The 13,018-nt window shown below is 56.9% G+C and carries 14 protein-coding genes; 6 read left to right on the top strand and 8 right to left on the bottom strand.

Annotated features, from left to right (window positions below):
- Positions 1-61: 61 nt before the first annotated feature.
- Genes R5H23_RS07695 through R5H23_RS07675 form a run of 5 tightly spaced genes read right to left on the bottom strand, consistent with a single transcriptional unit; the run spans position 62 to position 5,696 of the window.
- Positions 62-886, bottom strand: coding sequence for a hypothetical protein (locus tag R5H23_RS07695; RefSeq protein ID WP_211496438.1), 825 nt, complete (start codon positions 884-886; stop codon positions 62-64).
- Entirely contained in the window at positions 883-1,836 is a 954-nt protein-coding gene (locus R5H23_RS07690) for an MlaD family protein (RefSeq protein WP_211496588.1), read from the bottom strand. The genes R5H23_RS07695 and R5H23_RS07690 overlap by 4 nt, the downstream gene beginning before the upstream one ends.
- Positions 1,836-2,564, bottom strand: a complete 729-nt coding sequence (locus R5H23_RS07685) for a hypothetical protein (RefSeq protein WP_064274077.1) — start codon at positions 2,562-2,564, stop codon at positions 1,836-1,838. The genes R5H23_RS07690 and R5H23_RS07685 overlap by 1 nt, the downstream gene beginning before the upstream one ends.
- A 1-nt stretch (position 2,565) precedes the next feature.
- On the bottom strand, positions 2,566-3,381 hold the full coding sequence (locus R5H23_RS07680; RefSeq protein WP_046899556.1) for an ABC transporter permease: 816 nt from the start codon (positions 3,379-3,381) through the stop codon (positions 2,566-2,568).
- Positions 3,378-5,696: an adenylate/guanylate cyclase domain-containing protein gene (locus R5H23_RS07675; protein ID WP_317214991.1), complete on the bottom strand. Its 2,319-nt coding sequence runs from the start codon at positions 5,694-5,696 to the stop codon at positions 3,378-3,380. Before R5H23_RS07675 ends, R5H23_RS07680 begins: the two co-directional genes overlap by 4 nt.
- Positions 5,697-5,974: 278 nt before the next feature.
- Between R5H23_RS07675 and R5H23_RS07670 the strand changes: the two genes are divergently transcribed.
- The gene (locus R5H23_RS07670; protein ID WP_317214990.1) at positions 5,975-6,784 is read left to right on the top strand and encodes a folate-binding protein; all 810 of its coding nucleotides are present in this window, start codon (positions 5,975-5,977) and stop codon (positions 6,782-6,784) included.
- On the top strand, positions 6,781-7,191 hold the full coding sequence (gene hisI, locus R5H23_RS07665) for a phosphoribosyl-AMP cyclohydrolase (protein WP_046899559.1): 411 nt from the start codon (positions 6,781-6,783) through the stop codon (positions 7,189-7,191). The genes R5H23_RS07670 and hisI overlap by 4 nt, the downstream gene beginning before the upstream one ends.
- Here hisI and R5H23_RS07660 read toward each other — a convergent pair.
- The 3 genes from R5H23_RS07660 to R5H23_RS07650 are packed head-to-tail and all read right to left on the bottom strand — an operon-like array spanning position 7,185 to position 9,924.
- Positions 7,185-7,961 (bottom strand): ribonuclease T2 family protein, encoded by a 777-nt coding sequence (locus R5H23_RS07660; protein WP_211506678.1) that lies wholly within the window; start codon positions 7,959-7,961, stop codon positions 7,185-7,187. The two genes, hisI and R5H23_RS07660, sit on opposite strands and share 7 nt — an antisense overlap.
- Positions 7,958-8,806, bottom strand: coding sequence for an S-formylglutathione hydrolase (gene fghA / locus R5H23_RS07655; protein WP_317214989.1), 849 nt, complete (start codon positions 8,804-8,806; stop codon positions 7,958-7,960). The genes R5H23_RS07660 and fghA overlap by 4 nt, the downstream gene beginning before the upstream one ends.
- A 2-nt stretch (positions 8,807-8,808) precedes the next feature.
- Positions 8,809-9,924 carry an S-(hydroxymethyl)glutathione dehydrogenase/class III alcohol dehydrogenase gene (locus R5H23_RS07650; RefSeq protein ID WP_317214988.1) on the bottom strand — a complete coding sequence of 372 codons (1,116 nt, stop codon included), beginning with the start codon at positions 9,922-9,924 and terminating at the stop codon, positions 8,809-8,811.
- A gap of 234 nt (positions 9,925-10,158) precedes the next feature.
- On the opposite strand from R5H23_RS07650, the gene R5H23_RS07645 reads away from it, so the two are divergent.
- The 4 genes from R5H23_RS07645 to R5H23_RS07630 all read left to right on the top strand — a co-directional run bounded on the left by R5H23_RS07645 (position 10,159) and on the right by R5H23_RS07630 (position 13,017).
- Positions 10,159-11,034: a bestrophin family protein gene (locus tag R5H23_RS07645; RefSeq protein WP_064274069.1), complete on the top strand. Its 876-nt coding sequence runs from the start codon at positions 10,159-10,161 to the stop codon at positions 11,032-11,034.
- Positions 11,035-11,087: 53 nt separating this feature from the next.
- Positions 11,088-11,675 (top strand): CarD family transcriptional regulator, encoded by a 588-nt coding sequence (locus R5H23_RS07640; RefSeq protein WP_046899564.1) that lies wholly within the window; start codon positions 11,088-11,090, stop codon positions 11,673-11,675.
- 157 nt (positions 11,676-11,832) lie between these two features.
- A complete protein-coding gene (locus R5H23_RS07635; RefSeq protein WP_064274068.1) occupies positions 11,833-12,633 on the top strand; it encodes an SDR family NAD(P)-dependent oxidoreductase in 801 nt (266 codons plus the stop codon).
- 3 nt (positions 12,634-12,636) lie between these two features.
- Positions 12,637-13,017: a response regulator gene (locus tag R5H23_RS07630; RefSeq protein WP_099210234.1), complete on the top strand. Its 381-nt coding sequence runs from the start codon at positions 12,637-12,639 to the stop codon at positions 13,015-13,017.
- Position 13,018: the final 1 nt, after the last annotated feature.

The following is a 13,018-nucleotide window of genomic DNA, read 5'->3' as shown; positions in this document are numbered from 1 at the left end:
ATTTCGTTACTATCGAATGAGAGGGGCGGCTCTGGCAATGACGGAAAAAGTTTTTCGTTGATCAGCGAATGGGTGCTGCGGGCGCACTCACGGCAGAGACCGTGATGGAGGCTTTCTCCACATGGCCAGTCTGCTGCACGCTTCGGCTTGAGAGTTCCTGCTGTCGTAAAGCGGCAGCGGTGTTCACGTCACCCTGTGCTTCAGCAGCTTGAGCCGCGACAAGCAGAGCACGCCGCATTCCCTCATAATCCTGCGCATCCCGTCTCTTCTGTGTCAGGGACATGGCCTGTTCCAGCGCAAGTGCTGGCGCATGATTCAGGAGTGCCAGACGGGCCGCCAGATCCTGATGATCCAGCATAGCAGTAGGCTCTTTTGAGGGAGCCAATAATGCTTCCATGCGGGTCAACTGCGCTGTATCACCCTGATCCGAAGCCCCCAAACCAGCCAGATAAGCCGCACGATTGCGAATACCCACATCAGGCGACTGAAGCGCCACGAGCGCGGACGCCTCAGAACCCGTCAGATCATGCTGCCGATAGAGCGCTGCACTTCTGACAAGCTCCAGATCACTGGTCTGGCTGTACTGACGCAGCTTCAGAGCTTTTCCGGTGTGATCAAGCGCGGTCAAAGCGTCGGCAGGCTTGTTTTCTTCCAGCAGGGCCGTCGCAAGATTGAAGCCCGCATCATGGATCTGGGCAGCATCATCCCGGATAAGGGCACGGTCCATCGCCGCACGGTACTGACTTTCGGACTGGTCTGGATGTCCAAGCTCAAAAGCGCTCCGCCCGGTGTCCATGGCGTTTTCATAAGCCTGATCCGGATCGGGCCCCTTCGTCACAGACGAGCAACTCGCCATGGCAAGACACAGCAGAATCATGCGCTTCATGGACGGACAGCCTCCGCTGGCAGACGATGACTGGGCGCTTTCTGCGCTGTACCACCCAGCAGCCATAGGCCTCTGAGCTGATCTGTCAGCTTGCGGAGGCTATTGGCACTCGCTTCCGCCTGCGTGATGAGCGCAGGAAGCTGGGCCGTTGCGGCACTGGCATGGTTAATCGTTTCCTGCACCTGCGGCATGCTCTTGCGAAGAGTATCCGTGGCCGATTTGGCATTATCCATCGTGCCATCAGCTTTCGTCATGACACCCCCAAGCTGCTTTTCGATCGGCTGAAGGCGGGCAATAACTTCTGTAAGATTTTCCAGAGCCTGATTGGCTTTCTGAAGGGTATCGTCCTTTGAAAGAAGCCCGCCAACCGTGCCCTTGCCAGCCCGCATGTCCGTCAGCATGTCATTGACCTGCTTGGTAATGGCCTGAACGCTATCCATTGCAGGGACGAGTTTGTTTCTCAGGTCCGTGACCGTCTGGGTGATCACGTCTGCCGGGTTTGCCTCTACCGTTGCGTTCAGCACGGCATAGCCCCAGTCCATATCTTCCCCACGTCCACGGCCCAACTCGATATAGCTGGCACCGGCCACCACGAAACGATGCCGGATCACGGCAGCACTATCCTGCCGGATGAAGGGCACAAACTGTGGTTCGATATAGCCTTCGGCATACATGCGGCCAGTGCTGTTCAAATCCAGATGGCGAATTTCACCGGCATGCACGCCCATGATCTCAATGTCGTCACCAATAGCCAGCCCGGCCACGCCGGTTTCCGGCAGGACAAAGTGGATTTTCTTCTCGGGTGTCAGCCACTGCTTGAGAAAGCCGGCTTCTGCCACCGCCACAGCAAAGAGGACGATGGTCACAAGGACCAGCAATCCCACCCATTCATCCGCATAGCGGTTCTGGAAAAGCGGGCGGGCAGTGTCAGGGCGGCGTACGCGAAACATCAAGACCCTCGCATCGAAAACAGTCCATCATCATACAGTCGGAGGCGAATGGTCGCATCCGCTTCATACGCTCCCCAGCCGCTGTCATTCGGAGCAAGCCAGACAACAGCACAACCCCGGTCACGCGCATCCGTCAGCGCAGACAGAAAGGCGTTCATGAGCGGAGGGTTGGCACTTCCCATCGGATTTTCCAGCAGAAGAAGTGCAGGCTCCCCCAGAAACGCACGCACGCAGTCCGCGCGGCAACGATCCAGAGGAGACAGTTTGCCCGGAGAAACGACCGGCAGACCAGGCAGACCAAACTGCATTCCCAGTTGCACGGCCTGTTGCATCAACCGTTCCTCGGGCACCCGAGTATGATGCAGTTGTGGCCAGAGAATGTTCATGTGAGTGCCATACAGGTCGATCCACCCGCCATTGGCCACCATCCGCCCGATCCGCCCCCGCAAGGCCGCAGCCCGGCGTTCATCCAGATCAGACCATTCAAGCCCCATGCAGCGGGCAATTCCGTCATCCAGATCTACCAGCCCGACACACATATCGGCAAAGAGGCTGGCCTGCTGCATATCCCGACATTCAATCAGGGCGCAGTCCCCCGGATTCAAACGCAGGTTATAACGGACAGAGGCCAAGCCACTGCCATCAAAGCGTGGACGAGCATCCAGCAACTCCAGAATAGGGTCGAGGATGTTCAGTTCAGCGGGTGGGACTGTCTTTTCGTCGGCCATATCAACCGAGCCAGACGCTGAGGACGACGTTAATCGTCATGATGGACAGAATGCCACGCGCAAATCCTCGGGGCATCAGAGACGACAGATCGTCTTCAGTCGTGGCATCCATCCCGGATAGGCATGAGCACACACCGACCGCAAAGCCACTGAAAATGAATTTGGCCGGAATGGCGAAATAGTCGACCGGGTGCATACTGCTCACCACCTGATCTAGGAACGCCCAGACCGGCATGGTGATGACACCTTCAACACGACACACCGCATAACCGACCAGCAATGCCGTCAAACTGAAGATGATGCCCAGCGTGAACCCACTGATGGTCATGGCGAGACTTCGCGGAAGCAGAAACGCCACAAACGGATCAATCCCCATGCCCGTCAGAACCCGCATCTGACCACCCGTCGTCAGGGTTCCCAGTTCCGTCAGCATCAACATCCCGGAACGCCCCAGAAGAATGACGCCAACCAGCACCGGAGCAATCTCCCGCACCATCACGGTGGACAGAATCGAGCCCGTCATCTGGGCCATCCCGGCAAAACCCAGCCAGTAAACGGCCTGCGCCACAATCCCGAACCCTGTCAGAGCGGCCGTCACCAACACACTCAGAAGACCGCCGCCTGTGGCCTGCTGAAGGGAATGCCAGAATTCGATCCGCACAGTCCGGCGCCATGACGTCGGTGACAGACCAACACGAATAACGCCCCACGAGGCACCAATGACCATCAGGGTGAACCGCATCTGGGTCCGGGTAAAATGCCCCAGAGTGCCCAGGGCATTCTGCACGCGCGGAATACGATCGAAGCGGGTTTTCATCGCCGCCCTGCCAGAATGAAGCTGCGGGTCACGCCACTGTTTGGCAGATAGAACATGCCCCGGGCTCTGAAGAGGAAATGCTCCCGAAGCTGAAGATAGGCCTGTTCCGAAACCTGAATTGTCCCGGCATCCGGCGCGCTGGCAGCCAGAAGCTCAGCCACATTGATAGCCTCGCCCCACAGATTAAAGACTGACGGCTCCTTGCCCAGCATCGCGGCCATAACAGGCCCAACATCAATGCCCACGCGGAAGACCGGATCAATATCTACGGACGCCAGCAGTGACAGGCAGGCTTCACGGATAGAAACCGCAGCATCTGCCAGACGCAGCACGGCACCTGGATCGGGCTCCTGCGAACATCCGCCAACCAGCACCAGACGGTTACTCACCACCTGAACAGAGAACAGGCCTGTTTCTCGGGCAATGCGTTGAATATCCTCGCTGAGCGACGAGACAACTTTCATGGCACGTTCGGCGCTGTGGCTATCCATCGCATAAGGATCAGCAAAGGAAATCACCATGACCGGCACCTGCGGGTAAATCCCACTTGGCACCACGCCGTCCTGAACACCCGAACCTGGTGGCAGGAGGAATCCCTCATCGTAACGCGTGTCTTTCAGCTCATGCGACACGCTCGGACGCGCCCCAGCCTGCTGGTCGCCCTGATCCAGAGCCTGGGAAAACCGTAGTGCCACGACCGACGAGACAATCGCGACAATATGCTCCATCGCGTCTGCTCTGGATGGATCTTCCAGAACAATAACACCAACAGCCTGATGTCCACGCATAACCGGATGAAAGACGAGCGACTTGGCGTCAACGGATCGCATGATAATGCGCTGGAAATTCTGACTGCGCTCATCCTGACGCGCATCTTCAATGAAAAGAGAATGCCCTTCCATCAAAGCATCGAAAAGCTTGCTGTGCTCGCGTTTCGTAATCTCGATGCCCGTGCTGTGAACATCTCGCACGGGATCAAAAGCGTCCTCGCACAGCAGGCGTTCTCCGTCCGGCAGCAATCGCCAGAGGCTGGCCCGACGAGAGCCTGTCCGCGCTGCCAGAGCTTCGGTCAGGATCGGGACATCATGCGACGCTTCAAACAGATCCGGGGTACTGGCAATTTCATACAAAGAGGCATTTTCCGCGCGCATCTGCTCACGACCAACTTCAAGCCGTTTGCGCAGGCGCTCGATACGCCGCCCCTGTATGATCAATCCGAGCGCCAGCAAAGAGGCCAGCCCGACGACCAGTGCCGAAAACCAGAGGTTCTGACGACGCGCCGTAACGGCAAAGTCCGAGAAGTCGTTTTCTGGCGCATTCAGCAACAGAACCCAGCGCCTGTGCACGAAGGGGAGTGTCGCGGCGATGGTCACGTAATTCTTATTGCGCGCCGTCACGAGGCCCGGCCCCGGTCCTTTGACCCTGAAAGTATTCAGAGCCCGAATGAAAACAGGCTGTGTCTTCGGATCAAGCTGCATATGGGCGGGATCGAAGGACGGCTCCGCCCCATCCTCGCCCATGTTATGCCCGGCGATGATCTGTCCCTTCATGTCCACGATCACAGCTCGACCGCTGCGGCCAACCTGAAGCTCATTAAGAAAAGACGTCAGCCGGTTGAGGGAAATATTGGTAGCAAAAACCGCGTGGTGCCCATCCTTCATCGGGAAGGCAATGGAAGCAGTGATGGTAAACTCGCGAGCCGCTAAATATGCGTAAGGGTTGGTCCAGTAGAGCGCTCCGTCTCCCCGTCCAATCCTTTTGATGGCGCCCTGAAACCATGGACGCGCCGTGACATCATATTTGTCAGCCGGATCAAATGCCGTGCCCAGATATGTGCCATTCTGGTCCACGTAAGTGTGCCGATAGACCTCATGGCCATTCTCGACCTGAAAATGGGTCTGCTCGTAGTCCTTGCCGTGCCGTGTCACCATCCAGAACTGGCCCTGATCACTGGCCAGATAAAAGCTGTCCACTTGGGGCGTATGAGCCAGCATGGAACGGCCATAGAGCATGAACGAGTCTGGTGACGCATCCGTCAGCGGCGAACCAAACATGTCCGGGGCGATGCTGGCGCTGTCAGATGCCGGAGACAGATAATTCCGGACCTCTTCCGTCACATACTTCTGCTGGCTGCGCAGCAGGTCCGAGGAAAGCGCAATCGCGCCCTGACGGGTGGTCCGATAGTTGTGCAGACTGATCGCAATAATGGCGGCAATGACCAACAGCACACCAACAATAGGCCCAAGAAACTGCAGAACCTTTTGCCGGCTACTGGCTGGGCTACGTGTCGGATCAACAATCTCGGCAGCTGACAAGGGCGTGTTACTCCGGAAGCACGGATAGTCTGATGGTATTTCTGACAGGCTTTGACATGCCAATATCTCCTGCCGATTAATCTACCGCAACCCATACGATACTGAACGAACGCTCGAACCAGCAGGTTTTTTGCCTGCTTCCAATAAACTTTCGTCAATTCTTGCTCTGTACAAAGAGACAGCTTAATCCGTATCGTACAAGTCCTCTTTTATTCGTCTTCAGTCGGCAGCATATCATACTGCCCCGCCTTTCATTCACGCATGCCCCGGTGCCTCCCATGATTGAACTGCTCCCCCATCGCTCTGTTCTGACTTTTTCAGGCGCTGACAGAGCGTCATTCCTGCAAGGGCTGATCACGAATGACGTTCAGTCCCTCTCACCTGGTAACGCTGTCTGGAGCGCCCTTCTGACGCCGCAGGGAAGATGGCTAAGCGAGTTTTTTCTCTTCAGCGATGGCGATCGCATTCTGATGGACTGTCCGTCCGAGCATGCAGAAATGCTGGTCAAAAAGCTGTCGCGCTTTCGTTTGCGTGCAGACGTCAAGATTGAACTGACAGCACTGCATGTCATTGTTGGTGCCACTGAGACGATACCACCTGAAGCGCTCTGCTCCGCGCCCGACCCGCGCTGCGAGAATGCAGGGTGGCGAGCAATTGTCTCCCAGCCGCCTGTCGAAACCACACAGGGCCATGACTGGCTGGACCGACGTCTCTCTCTTGGCCTTCCCGACACGGACGACTTCGAGAGTGAAAAAACGCTCGCGCTGGAAGCCAATCTGGACCTGCTGCACGGCGTGTCATGGAAGAAAGGCTGCTACATGGGGCAGGAGTTAACTGCCCGCACCCACTATCGTGGCCTTCTCCGCCGCCGCATCCTGCCAGTCACGGTGAAAGATGCTACTTTTCCAGAAACAGGCGGCATTCTCACGATGGGTGACAAAGAGGTCGGTGAATTGCGCTCACGTCATGGATCGCACGCTCTGGCCCTCCTCCGGCGTGAAGCGTGGCTGTCGCCAGACCTTGCTTTTGAGGGCAAACCAGTCTCCGTTGTGTGGCCTGACTGGTTCCCTCTGGAGATGCGTTCGTGACCTATACCCCGCCTGCCCCCGCCATCGTTGATGACATTGTCAGCCAGACGAAGTTCGATGCGAATGGCCTGATTTCCGCCATCGCGCAGGACACGAAAGGCGTCATTCTCATGCTTGCGTGGATGAATGCAGATGCTCTGCGGGAAACGCTTTTGACGGGGCGTGTATGTTACTGGTCCAGGAGCCGACAGTCTCTCTGGCGCAAAGGCGAAACGTCAGGACAGCAGCAGCATCTTATTGAAGCCCGGCTGGACTGTGACATGGATGCCGTGCTGATGATTGTGGATCAGACTGGTGTCGCCTGCCACACCGGGCGTCGCAGCTGTTTTTATCATGGCGTCACACCAGACGGGCTGCGCGACACCGCACAGCCCGAAATCAGCACCAAAGAACTATACGGTCACTGACTGACGTTAACCGGCACCGCCGCTCCCGGCAGCGGCCAACCCGGCATCATGAATGTTGCCGGGCAGTTGTCCTGCACCTGCGGGGATGAGAGATAAGCGCCATTCCCCGGGAAGACTGAAAGCTTCTTCGGGTCCAGAGTGAACCAGAACTGCGTCAGGACAACCCGCCCCTCGTGGTCAGGCTCACACTGAAACTGAAGCGCTCTTTCCTCCCGAACGCCCGTGAGTTGCACAAACATCGACAGCAGATCGTCTTTCTTCACCTGGAAGCCGCTATGCTGTGCGAGCCACTGTCCATAAGCTGAAGACGCAAAACGATCCCGCAGGATCATGGATGTGACGAAGAACTTGTCAGCGTCATATCCGAAACAGCGGGCATGCTTGGTATATTCATGCACATGCAGCGGGTGCTTGAGGTGTGGCACAACGCTTGCCAGCGCATTTTCAGTGGCAGGCTGAAGCTTTGGCGGCGCGTCGTCATGGTCATAGATATCGCACCCCTTCATCCACCACTGCTGCACAGGCACAGCCTGCGCTTCCAGGGCATGCGGCTCGGATGCCCAGAGCCCGTGTAGCCCGATCAGATGGTTATGCGGTTGCCCTGTGAGGCACCCGCCGCCCGTTGCACAAAAGCCAGGCTGCCAGGTCAAGGCCAGTGTATCGTGGCTGAAATCCGCATGCGTGACGGGGGTCAAGGCTGGCCCAACAGGAGCCTGCGACGACACGCAGCCCCCTAGAACAAGCAGGGCGGCAACTACAAGACGTCTCATGCCTTCAGTCCTTTGGCGTGATGGCTCAGATGATCAGCAATGACGGTCTGGATAAACCAATAGGAATGGTCACTGTCGTCATGCCGGCGCATGTCCAGCGCTTGGCCACATTCTTTTGCAGCTTCAACAAGGGCGTCTGGACGGAGGTCAGCGAGATACTGATCCTGAAGCCCCTGATCCACGAGAATTGACGTTGGATGCTTATGCCCGCTCCGCAGTAAAAGCGTGGGATCACATTCCTTCCACTTCGCAGGGTCCCCGCCAAAATAGGCATCAAAGGCTTTTCGCCCCCAAGGAATAACGCTGGGATGACAGATGGGCGCAAGGGCCGAGACTGTTTTCCAGAATTCCGGATGGTTTAGGGCCTGATTGAGAGCCCCCATGCCGCCCATGGAATGGCCCATGATTCCGCGCCGATTTCCATCCAGCGGAAACAGGCTTTCGGTCAGAGCGGGAAGCTCCTTCCGGATGTAGCTCTCCATCCGGTAATGGGCACTCCATGGCGCGTGCGTCGCATCCACGTAGAACCCAGCCCCGGTTCCTAAGTCATATTCATCATCTTCACCGGCTGTTCCGGTGTTCCGCGGAGACGTATCAGGTGCCACAAGCGCAATGCCGTGTTCCGCAGCGAAACGAACGGCATTGGACTTGATGAGAAAAGTCTCATGCGTACAGGTCAGACCGCCGAGAACATGAACAACCGGAACCTTTTCGCCTACCAGAGCCTCTTTGGGCAGAAAAATCCCAAAAGTTGCAGGTACGCCCAGTTCAGACGACTGATGCCTCAGAAAACGGACAGACCCGCCACAACAGGCATGCTGCCCCAACGTCTCAACATCAGTCATGCTCAATACTCCACGACGCTGCGGATGCTCTCGCCGCGCGTCATGAGGTCAAAACCGTGATTGATTTCGGAAAGTTTGAGTTTGTGGGTGATGAGGGAATCAATGTCGATCCGTCCCTCCATGTACCAGTCCACAATATTGGGAACATCCGTGCGGCCTCTCGCCCCACCGAAGGCTGAACCGATCCAGCGGCGACCCGTCACAAGCTGGAATGGGCGCGTGCTGATTTCCTGCCCTGCCCCGGCCACGCCGATCACGCAAGACACACCCCAGCCACGATGAGCACTTTCCAGAGCCTGCCGCATAAGGGTGACATTCCCCACACATTCGAACGTGTAGTCTGCGCCGCCACCGGTCATCTCAACCAGATGCCCCACCAGATCGCCGTTCGGGCCCAGGTCCTTTGGATTGACGAAGTCCGTCATGCCGAACTCGCGGGCCATCTGCTCCCGGGCCGGATTGACGTCAATACCGATGATGCGTGTTGCCCCGACCATCTTGGCGCCCTGAATGACATTCAGGCCAATCCCGCCAAGCCCAAACACGGCGACAGTCGATCCCGGCTCCACCTTGGCCGTGAACATGACTGCCCCGAGCCCCGTCGTGACACCGCAACCGATATAGCAGACCTTGTCGAACGGAGCGTCAGGACGGATTTTCGCAAGCGAAATTTCCGGAAGAACCGTAAAATTCGCGAAGGTCGAGCACCCCATATAGTGATGGATGGGCTGACCCTTGTATGAAAACCGGGATGTCCCATCCGGCATAACGCCCTTGCCCTGCGTGGAGCGGATGGACGTACACAGATTGGTCTTGCGAGACAGGCAGGACGGGCACTCACGACATTCCGGCGTGTAAAGCGGTATGACGTGGTCGCCCGGCTTCAGATGTTTGACGCCTGGCCCCACTTCCCGAACGATGCCCGCGCCCTCATGCCCGAGAATGGCCGGAAAGAGGCCCTCAGGGTCCTGCCCGGAAAGCGTATACTTGTCTGTGTGACACAGGCCAGTCGCCTTGATCTCGACCAGAACTTCACCCGTTTTCGGGCCTTCAAGCTGCACGGTGTCAATTTCAAGAGGCTTTCCGGCCTCAAAGGCAATCGCGGCGATGACATCCATCTGAACTGGCTCCCTGATATATGTGTACAAAGTGTCTCATGAGGGAAACGGGACGCAAGAGCCGCGTTACGCTTTACACTCTTCTCCTGCCCTGACACTTGACGCTCGAAAGGTTTCTTTTCCGGTTCGAGTGGCAAAAGAGTGCAAGAGAGTGGACATCTTTTGGTGTTGGCCGGTCACACTTTTCACGGTTAGTTTCACCGGCCATACCGTTTTCAGGCAAGGAGCACAGGCTTGATCGTCAATCGCCAACACGGGCTAGCCATTCTTTTCAGAGAGTCCTTGCCACCTCTTCTGATTCTGGCGCTCTGGGACCTTGTGGTCGTCATTCTCTTCCAGATCTATCATCAGGAGTGGATGGACCAGCCAGCGCTGCCAATTTCTCTCATGGGCTCCGCACTGGCCATTTTCCTGGGCATGCGCAACAACGCGGCCTATGCCCGGTGGTGGGAAGGACGAACCCTCTGGGGCTCCATCACGAACAACTGCCGGTCGTTTGGCCGTGAGGCTGCATCCCTCCTCGGCGGGCGACCTGACCTGGCCAGATTGATGGCAGCCTACCCGCACGTCCTGCGCGCAGCTCTGCGTGGTGACAAGACGGGCGAGGAAGTAGATCGCCTTCTTCCGTCCGACATCCGTGAAAAAGTCTTCGCCTGCTCCAACACGGCCAACGCCCTGCTTTACGAAATTGGCCTTGGTGTGCAGCAGGAAGTGGCTCTCAAGAATATTGACGGTGCCGTCCATGGCACCGTGGACCGCATCCTGTCTGATATCGCCAATGCGCAGGGCGGTCTTGAGCGTATCCGCAATACGCCGCTTCCGGTGCAGTATTCGGTCATTCCTGAAATCGCGACGCATCTTTTCTGCATCATTCTGCCGCTTTCTGCCGTGCAGACCCTGGGGTGGATTACGCCGCTTGGTTCCAGTGTCATCGGGCTTCTGTTCCAGATGCTGGATCGCAGTGGTCGTGACCTGCAGGAACCGTTTATTGCCAGCGTTCATGCCCTCCCGATGCACACGATGGCGCGGACGATCGAGCGTGACCTGCTTCAGCCGATTGGAGAGCCTGCTCCTGGCATCATTCAGTCCAAGCACGGCGTTCAGCCCTGATTGGACATGATAGTGCAGGACAGGAGGGGGTTTTTCTGGTATCATCCGTGGCTATGAACACCTTCAAGACCCCCCCGAAGGGCGGCATGACCGACGAAATGGCTCGTGCCGCAGCCAAGTACACCGCCCGTCAAACCGACCCTGAACACGGCACTGACCCGTTCAGCGAAGGTGACTCCATCGTCTATGCCGCCCATGGCGTAGGCCGCGTGGAAAAGATTGGTATGGTCGAAGTGGCCGATACCATGATCGAGATGATCCAGATCTCGTTCCCCGGCAATCAGATGATGCTCCGCATTCCGCTTGCGAAGGCCCGTAAGGCTGGCCTCCGCAAGATCGTGACGCGGGATATCGTGGACAAGGCGATGACTGTCATCAAGGGCAAGCCGCATGTCAGCAAAGGCATGTGGGCCCGTCGTGCTGTCGCCTATCAGGAAAAGATCAACTCCGGTGATCTGATCCAGATTGCGGAAGTTCTTCGTGACCTGCGTCGTAACGTCGACAGCCTTGATGGCAGCTTCTCCGAGCGTAAGCTTTTCGAAGCTGCACAGGAGCGCTTTGTTGCGGAAGTTGCCGTTCTCGAAAATACGGACCCCGCAACGGTCCTCGAGAGCCTGACCAAGACCATGAAGGCCGCCTGAGCCTTCCAAAATTCTGTGATGTTTTCGCGTAATTACGAAAACATCACAGTTTGAAAAGCATCCTTCAGGCCGTTTCCGCGTTGGCGACACGGAAGGCCGCTCCCGGATGCCCTATCCCATCTTTAAATCACTGACGTTCAAGGAGAGGTGAGGACCTATGCCCGCCCCTTACAGCAATCGTTTCGCCGGCAAGAAAGTACTCGTTACGGGTGCGTCCCAAGGTATTGGTGAGGCAACAGCCTTACGCTTTGCAGAAGAAGGCGCTCAGGTTGCGCTGAATGGCCGCAAGGAAGACAAGCTGATTGCTGTCCGCGACAAGCTTCCAAAGGTTTCTGGCGGTGAACATCCGATCGCCACGGGTGACATCTCCAAGGAAGAAGACGTCCGCCGCCTGATGCGTGAAAGCATTGAGGCCATGGGTGGACTGGATGTGCTGGTTTGCAATGCAGGCTATCAGATCCCTTCCCCGTCTGAAGACATCAAGCTCGAAGACTTTGAAGGCGTGATGGCCGTCAATGTAACGGGCGTGATGCTGCCCTGCCGCGAAGCCATCAAGTACTGGCTCGAAAACGGCATTCAGGGCGCGATCATCGTGAACTCCTCTGTGCACCAGATCATCCCGAAGCCTCATTATCTTGGTTATTCCGCCTCCAAAGGCGCCGTGGGCAACATCGTCCGCACGCTGGCTCTGGAATATGCAAGCCGTGGCATCCGCGTAAATGCTGTTGCGCCTGGCGCAATCGTGACGCCGATCAACATGTCCTGGATCAACGATCCAGAGCAGTACAAGAACGTGGCTGACCACATTCCGATGAAGCGCCCGGGTGAAGGACGTGAGATCGCGGATGCCGTCACATTCCTGGCCGCCGAAGACAGCACCTACATCACGGGTCAAACCCTCTTTGTTGATGGCGGCCTGACGTTGTATGGTGACTTTGAAAAGAACTGGTCCTCGTAATTTATGACATCTTCCCTCACTGTTCTCATCATTGAAGATGATTTTCTGATCCGGACCTGTCTTGTGGAGTTTCTGCAAGACAGTGGGATTACAGTGAGGGAAGCCAGTAACTGCGCGGAAGCCATTGCCTGTATTTCCGCTGAACGCAGCCTTGATGCTCTCGTGGCAGATATGTCTCTTCCTGATGGCGACGGCATGAGCCTCAGCCATCAGGCCAGAGAAAAATGGCCTGATCTCCCCGTGATTTACATTAGTGGTCATGGGGACCTTCGGCGGGATGAAGCCTCTGACAATCCGGCTCTGGCCCGTTTTATCTCCAAGCCTTATTCGCTTGCAGCCATTCTGAAAGCACTTCGGGAGATGGCTGAACCTGTTTCAGGATAAC

It is taken from the genome of Gluconobacter sp. GP1 (genome assembly GCF_032913585.1).
In the GTDB taxonomy this organism is placed as follows: Bacteria; Pseudomonadota; Alphaproteobacteria; order Acetobacterales; family Acetobacteraceae; genus Gluconobacter; species Gluconobacter cerinus.
The sequence above is the reverse complement of the archived record's forward strand: the minus strand, read 5'-3'. Positions and strand labels throughout refer to the sequence as shown.

Excerpts from the sequence above, each read along its gene's own strand:
- R5H23_RS07630 (WP_099210234.1), top strand. The coding sequence starts at position 12,637 with ATGACATCTTCCCTCACTGTTCTCATCATTGAAGATGATTTTCTGATC.
- R5H23_RS07670 (WP_317214990.1), top strand. The coding sequence starts at position 5,975 with ATGATTGAACTGCTCCCCCATCGCTCTGTTCTGACTTTTTCAGGCGCT.
- R5H23_RS07685 (WP_064274077.1), bottom strand. The coding sequence starts at position 2,564 with ATGGCCGACGAAAAGACAGTCCCACCCGCTGAACTGAACATCCTCGAC.
- R5H23_RS07640 (WP_046899564.1), top strand. The coding sequence starts at position 11,088 with ATGAACACCTTCAAGACCCCCCCGAAGGGCGGCATGACCGACGAAATG.
- R5H23_RS07690 (WP_211496588.1), bottom strand. The coding sequence starts at position 1,836 with ATGTTTCGCGTACGCCGCCCTGACACTGCCCGCCCGCTTTTCCAGAAC.
- R5H23_RS07635 (WP_064274068.1), top strand. The coding sequence starts at position 11,833 with ATGCCCGCCCCTTACAGCAATCGTTTCGCCGGCAAGAAAGTACTCGTT.
- R5H23_RS07650 (WP_317214988.1), bottom strand. The coding sequence starts at position 9,924 with ATGGATGTCATCGCCGCGATTGCCTTTGAGGCCGGAAAGCCTCTTGAA.
- R5H23_RS07660 (WP_211506678.1), bottom strand. The coding sequence starts at position 7,961 with ATGAGACGTCTTGTAGTTGCCGCCCTGCTTGTTCTAGGGGGCTGCGTG.
- R5H23_RS07695 (WP_211496438.1), bottom strand. The coding sequence starts at position 886 with ATGAAGCGCATGATTCTGCTGTGTCTTGCCATGGCGAGTTGCTCGTCT.
- R5H23_RS07680 (WP_046899556.1), bottom strand. The coding sequence starts at position 3,381 with ATGAAAACCCGCTTCGATCGTATTCCGCGCGTGCAGAATGCCCTGGGC.
- fghA (WP_317214989.1), bottom strand. The coding sequence starts at position 8,806 with ATGACTGATGTTGAGACGTTGGGGCAGCATGCCTGTTGTGGCGGGTCT.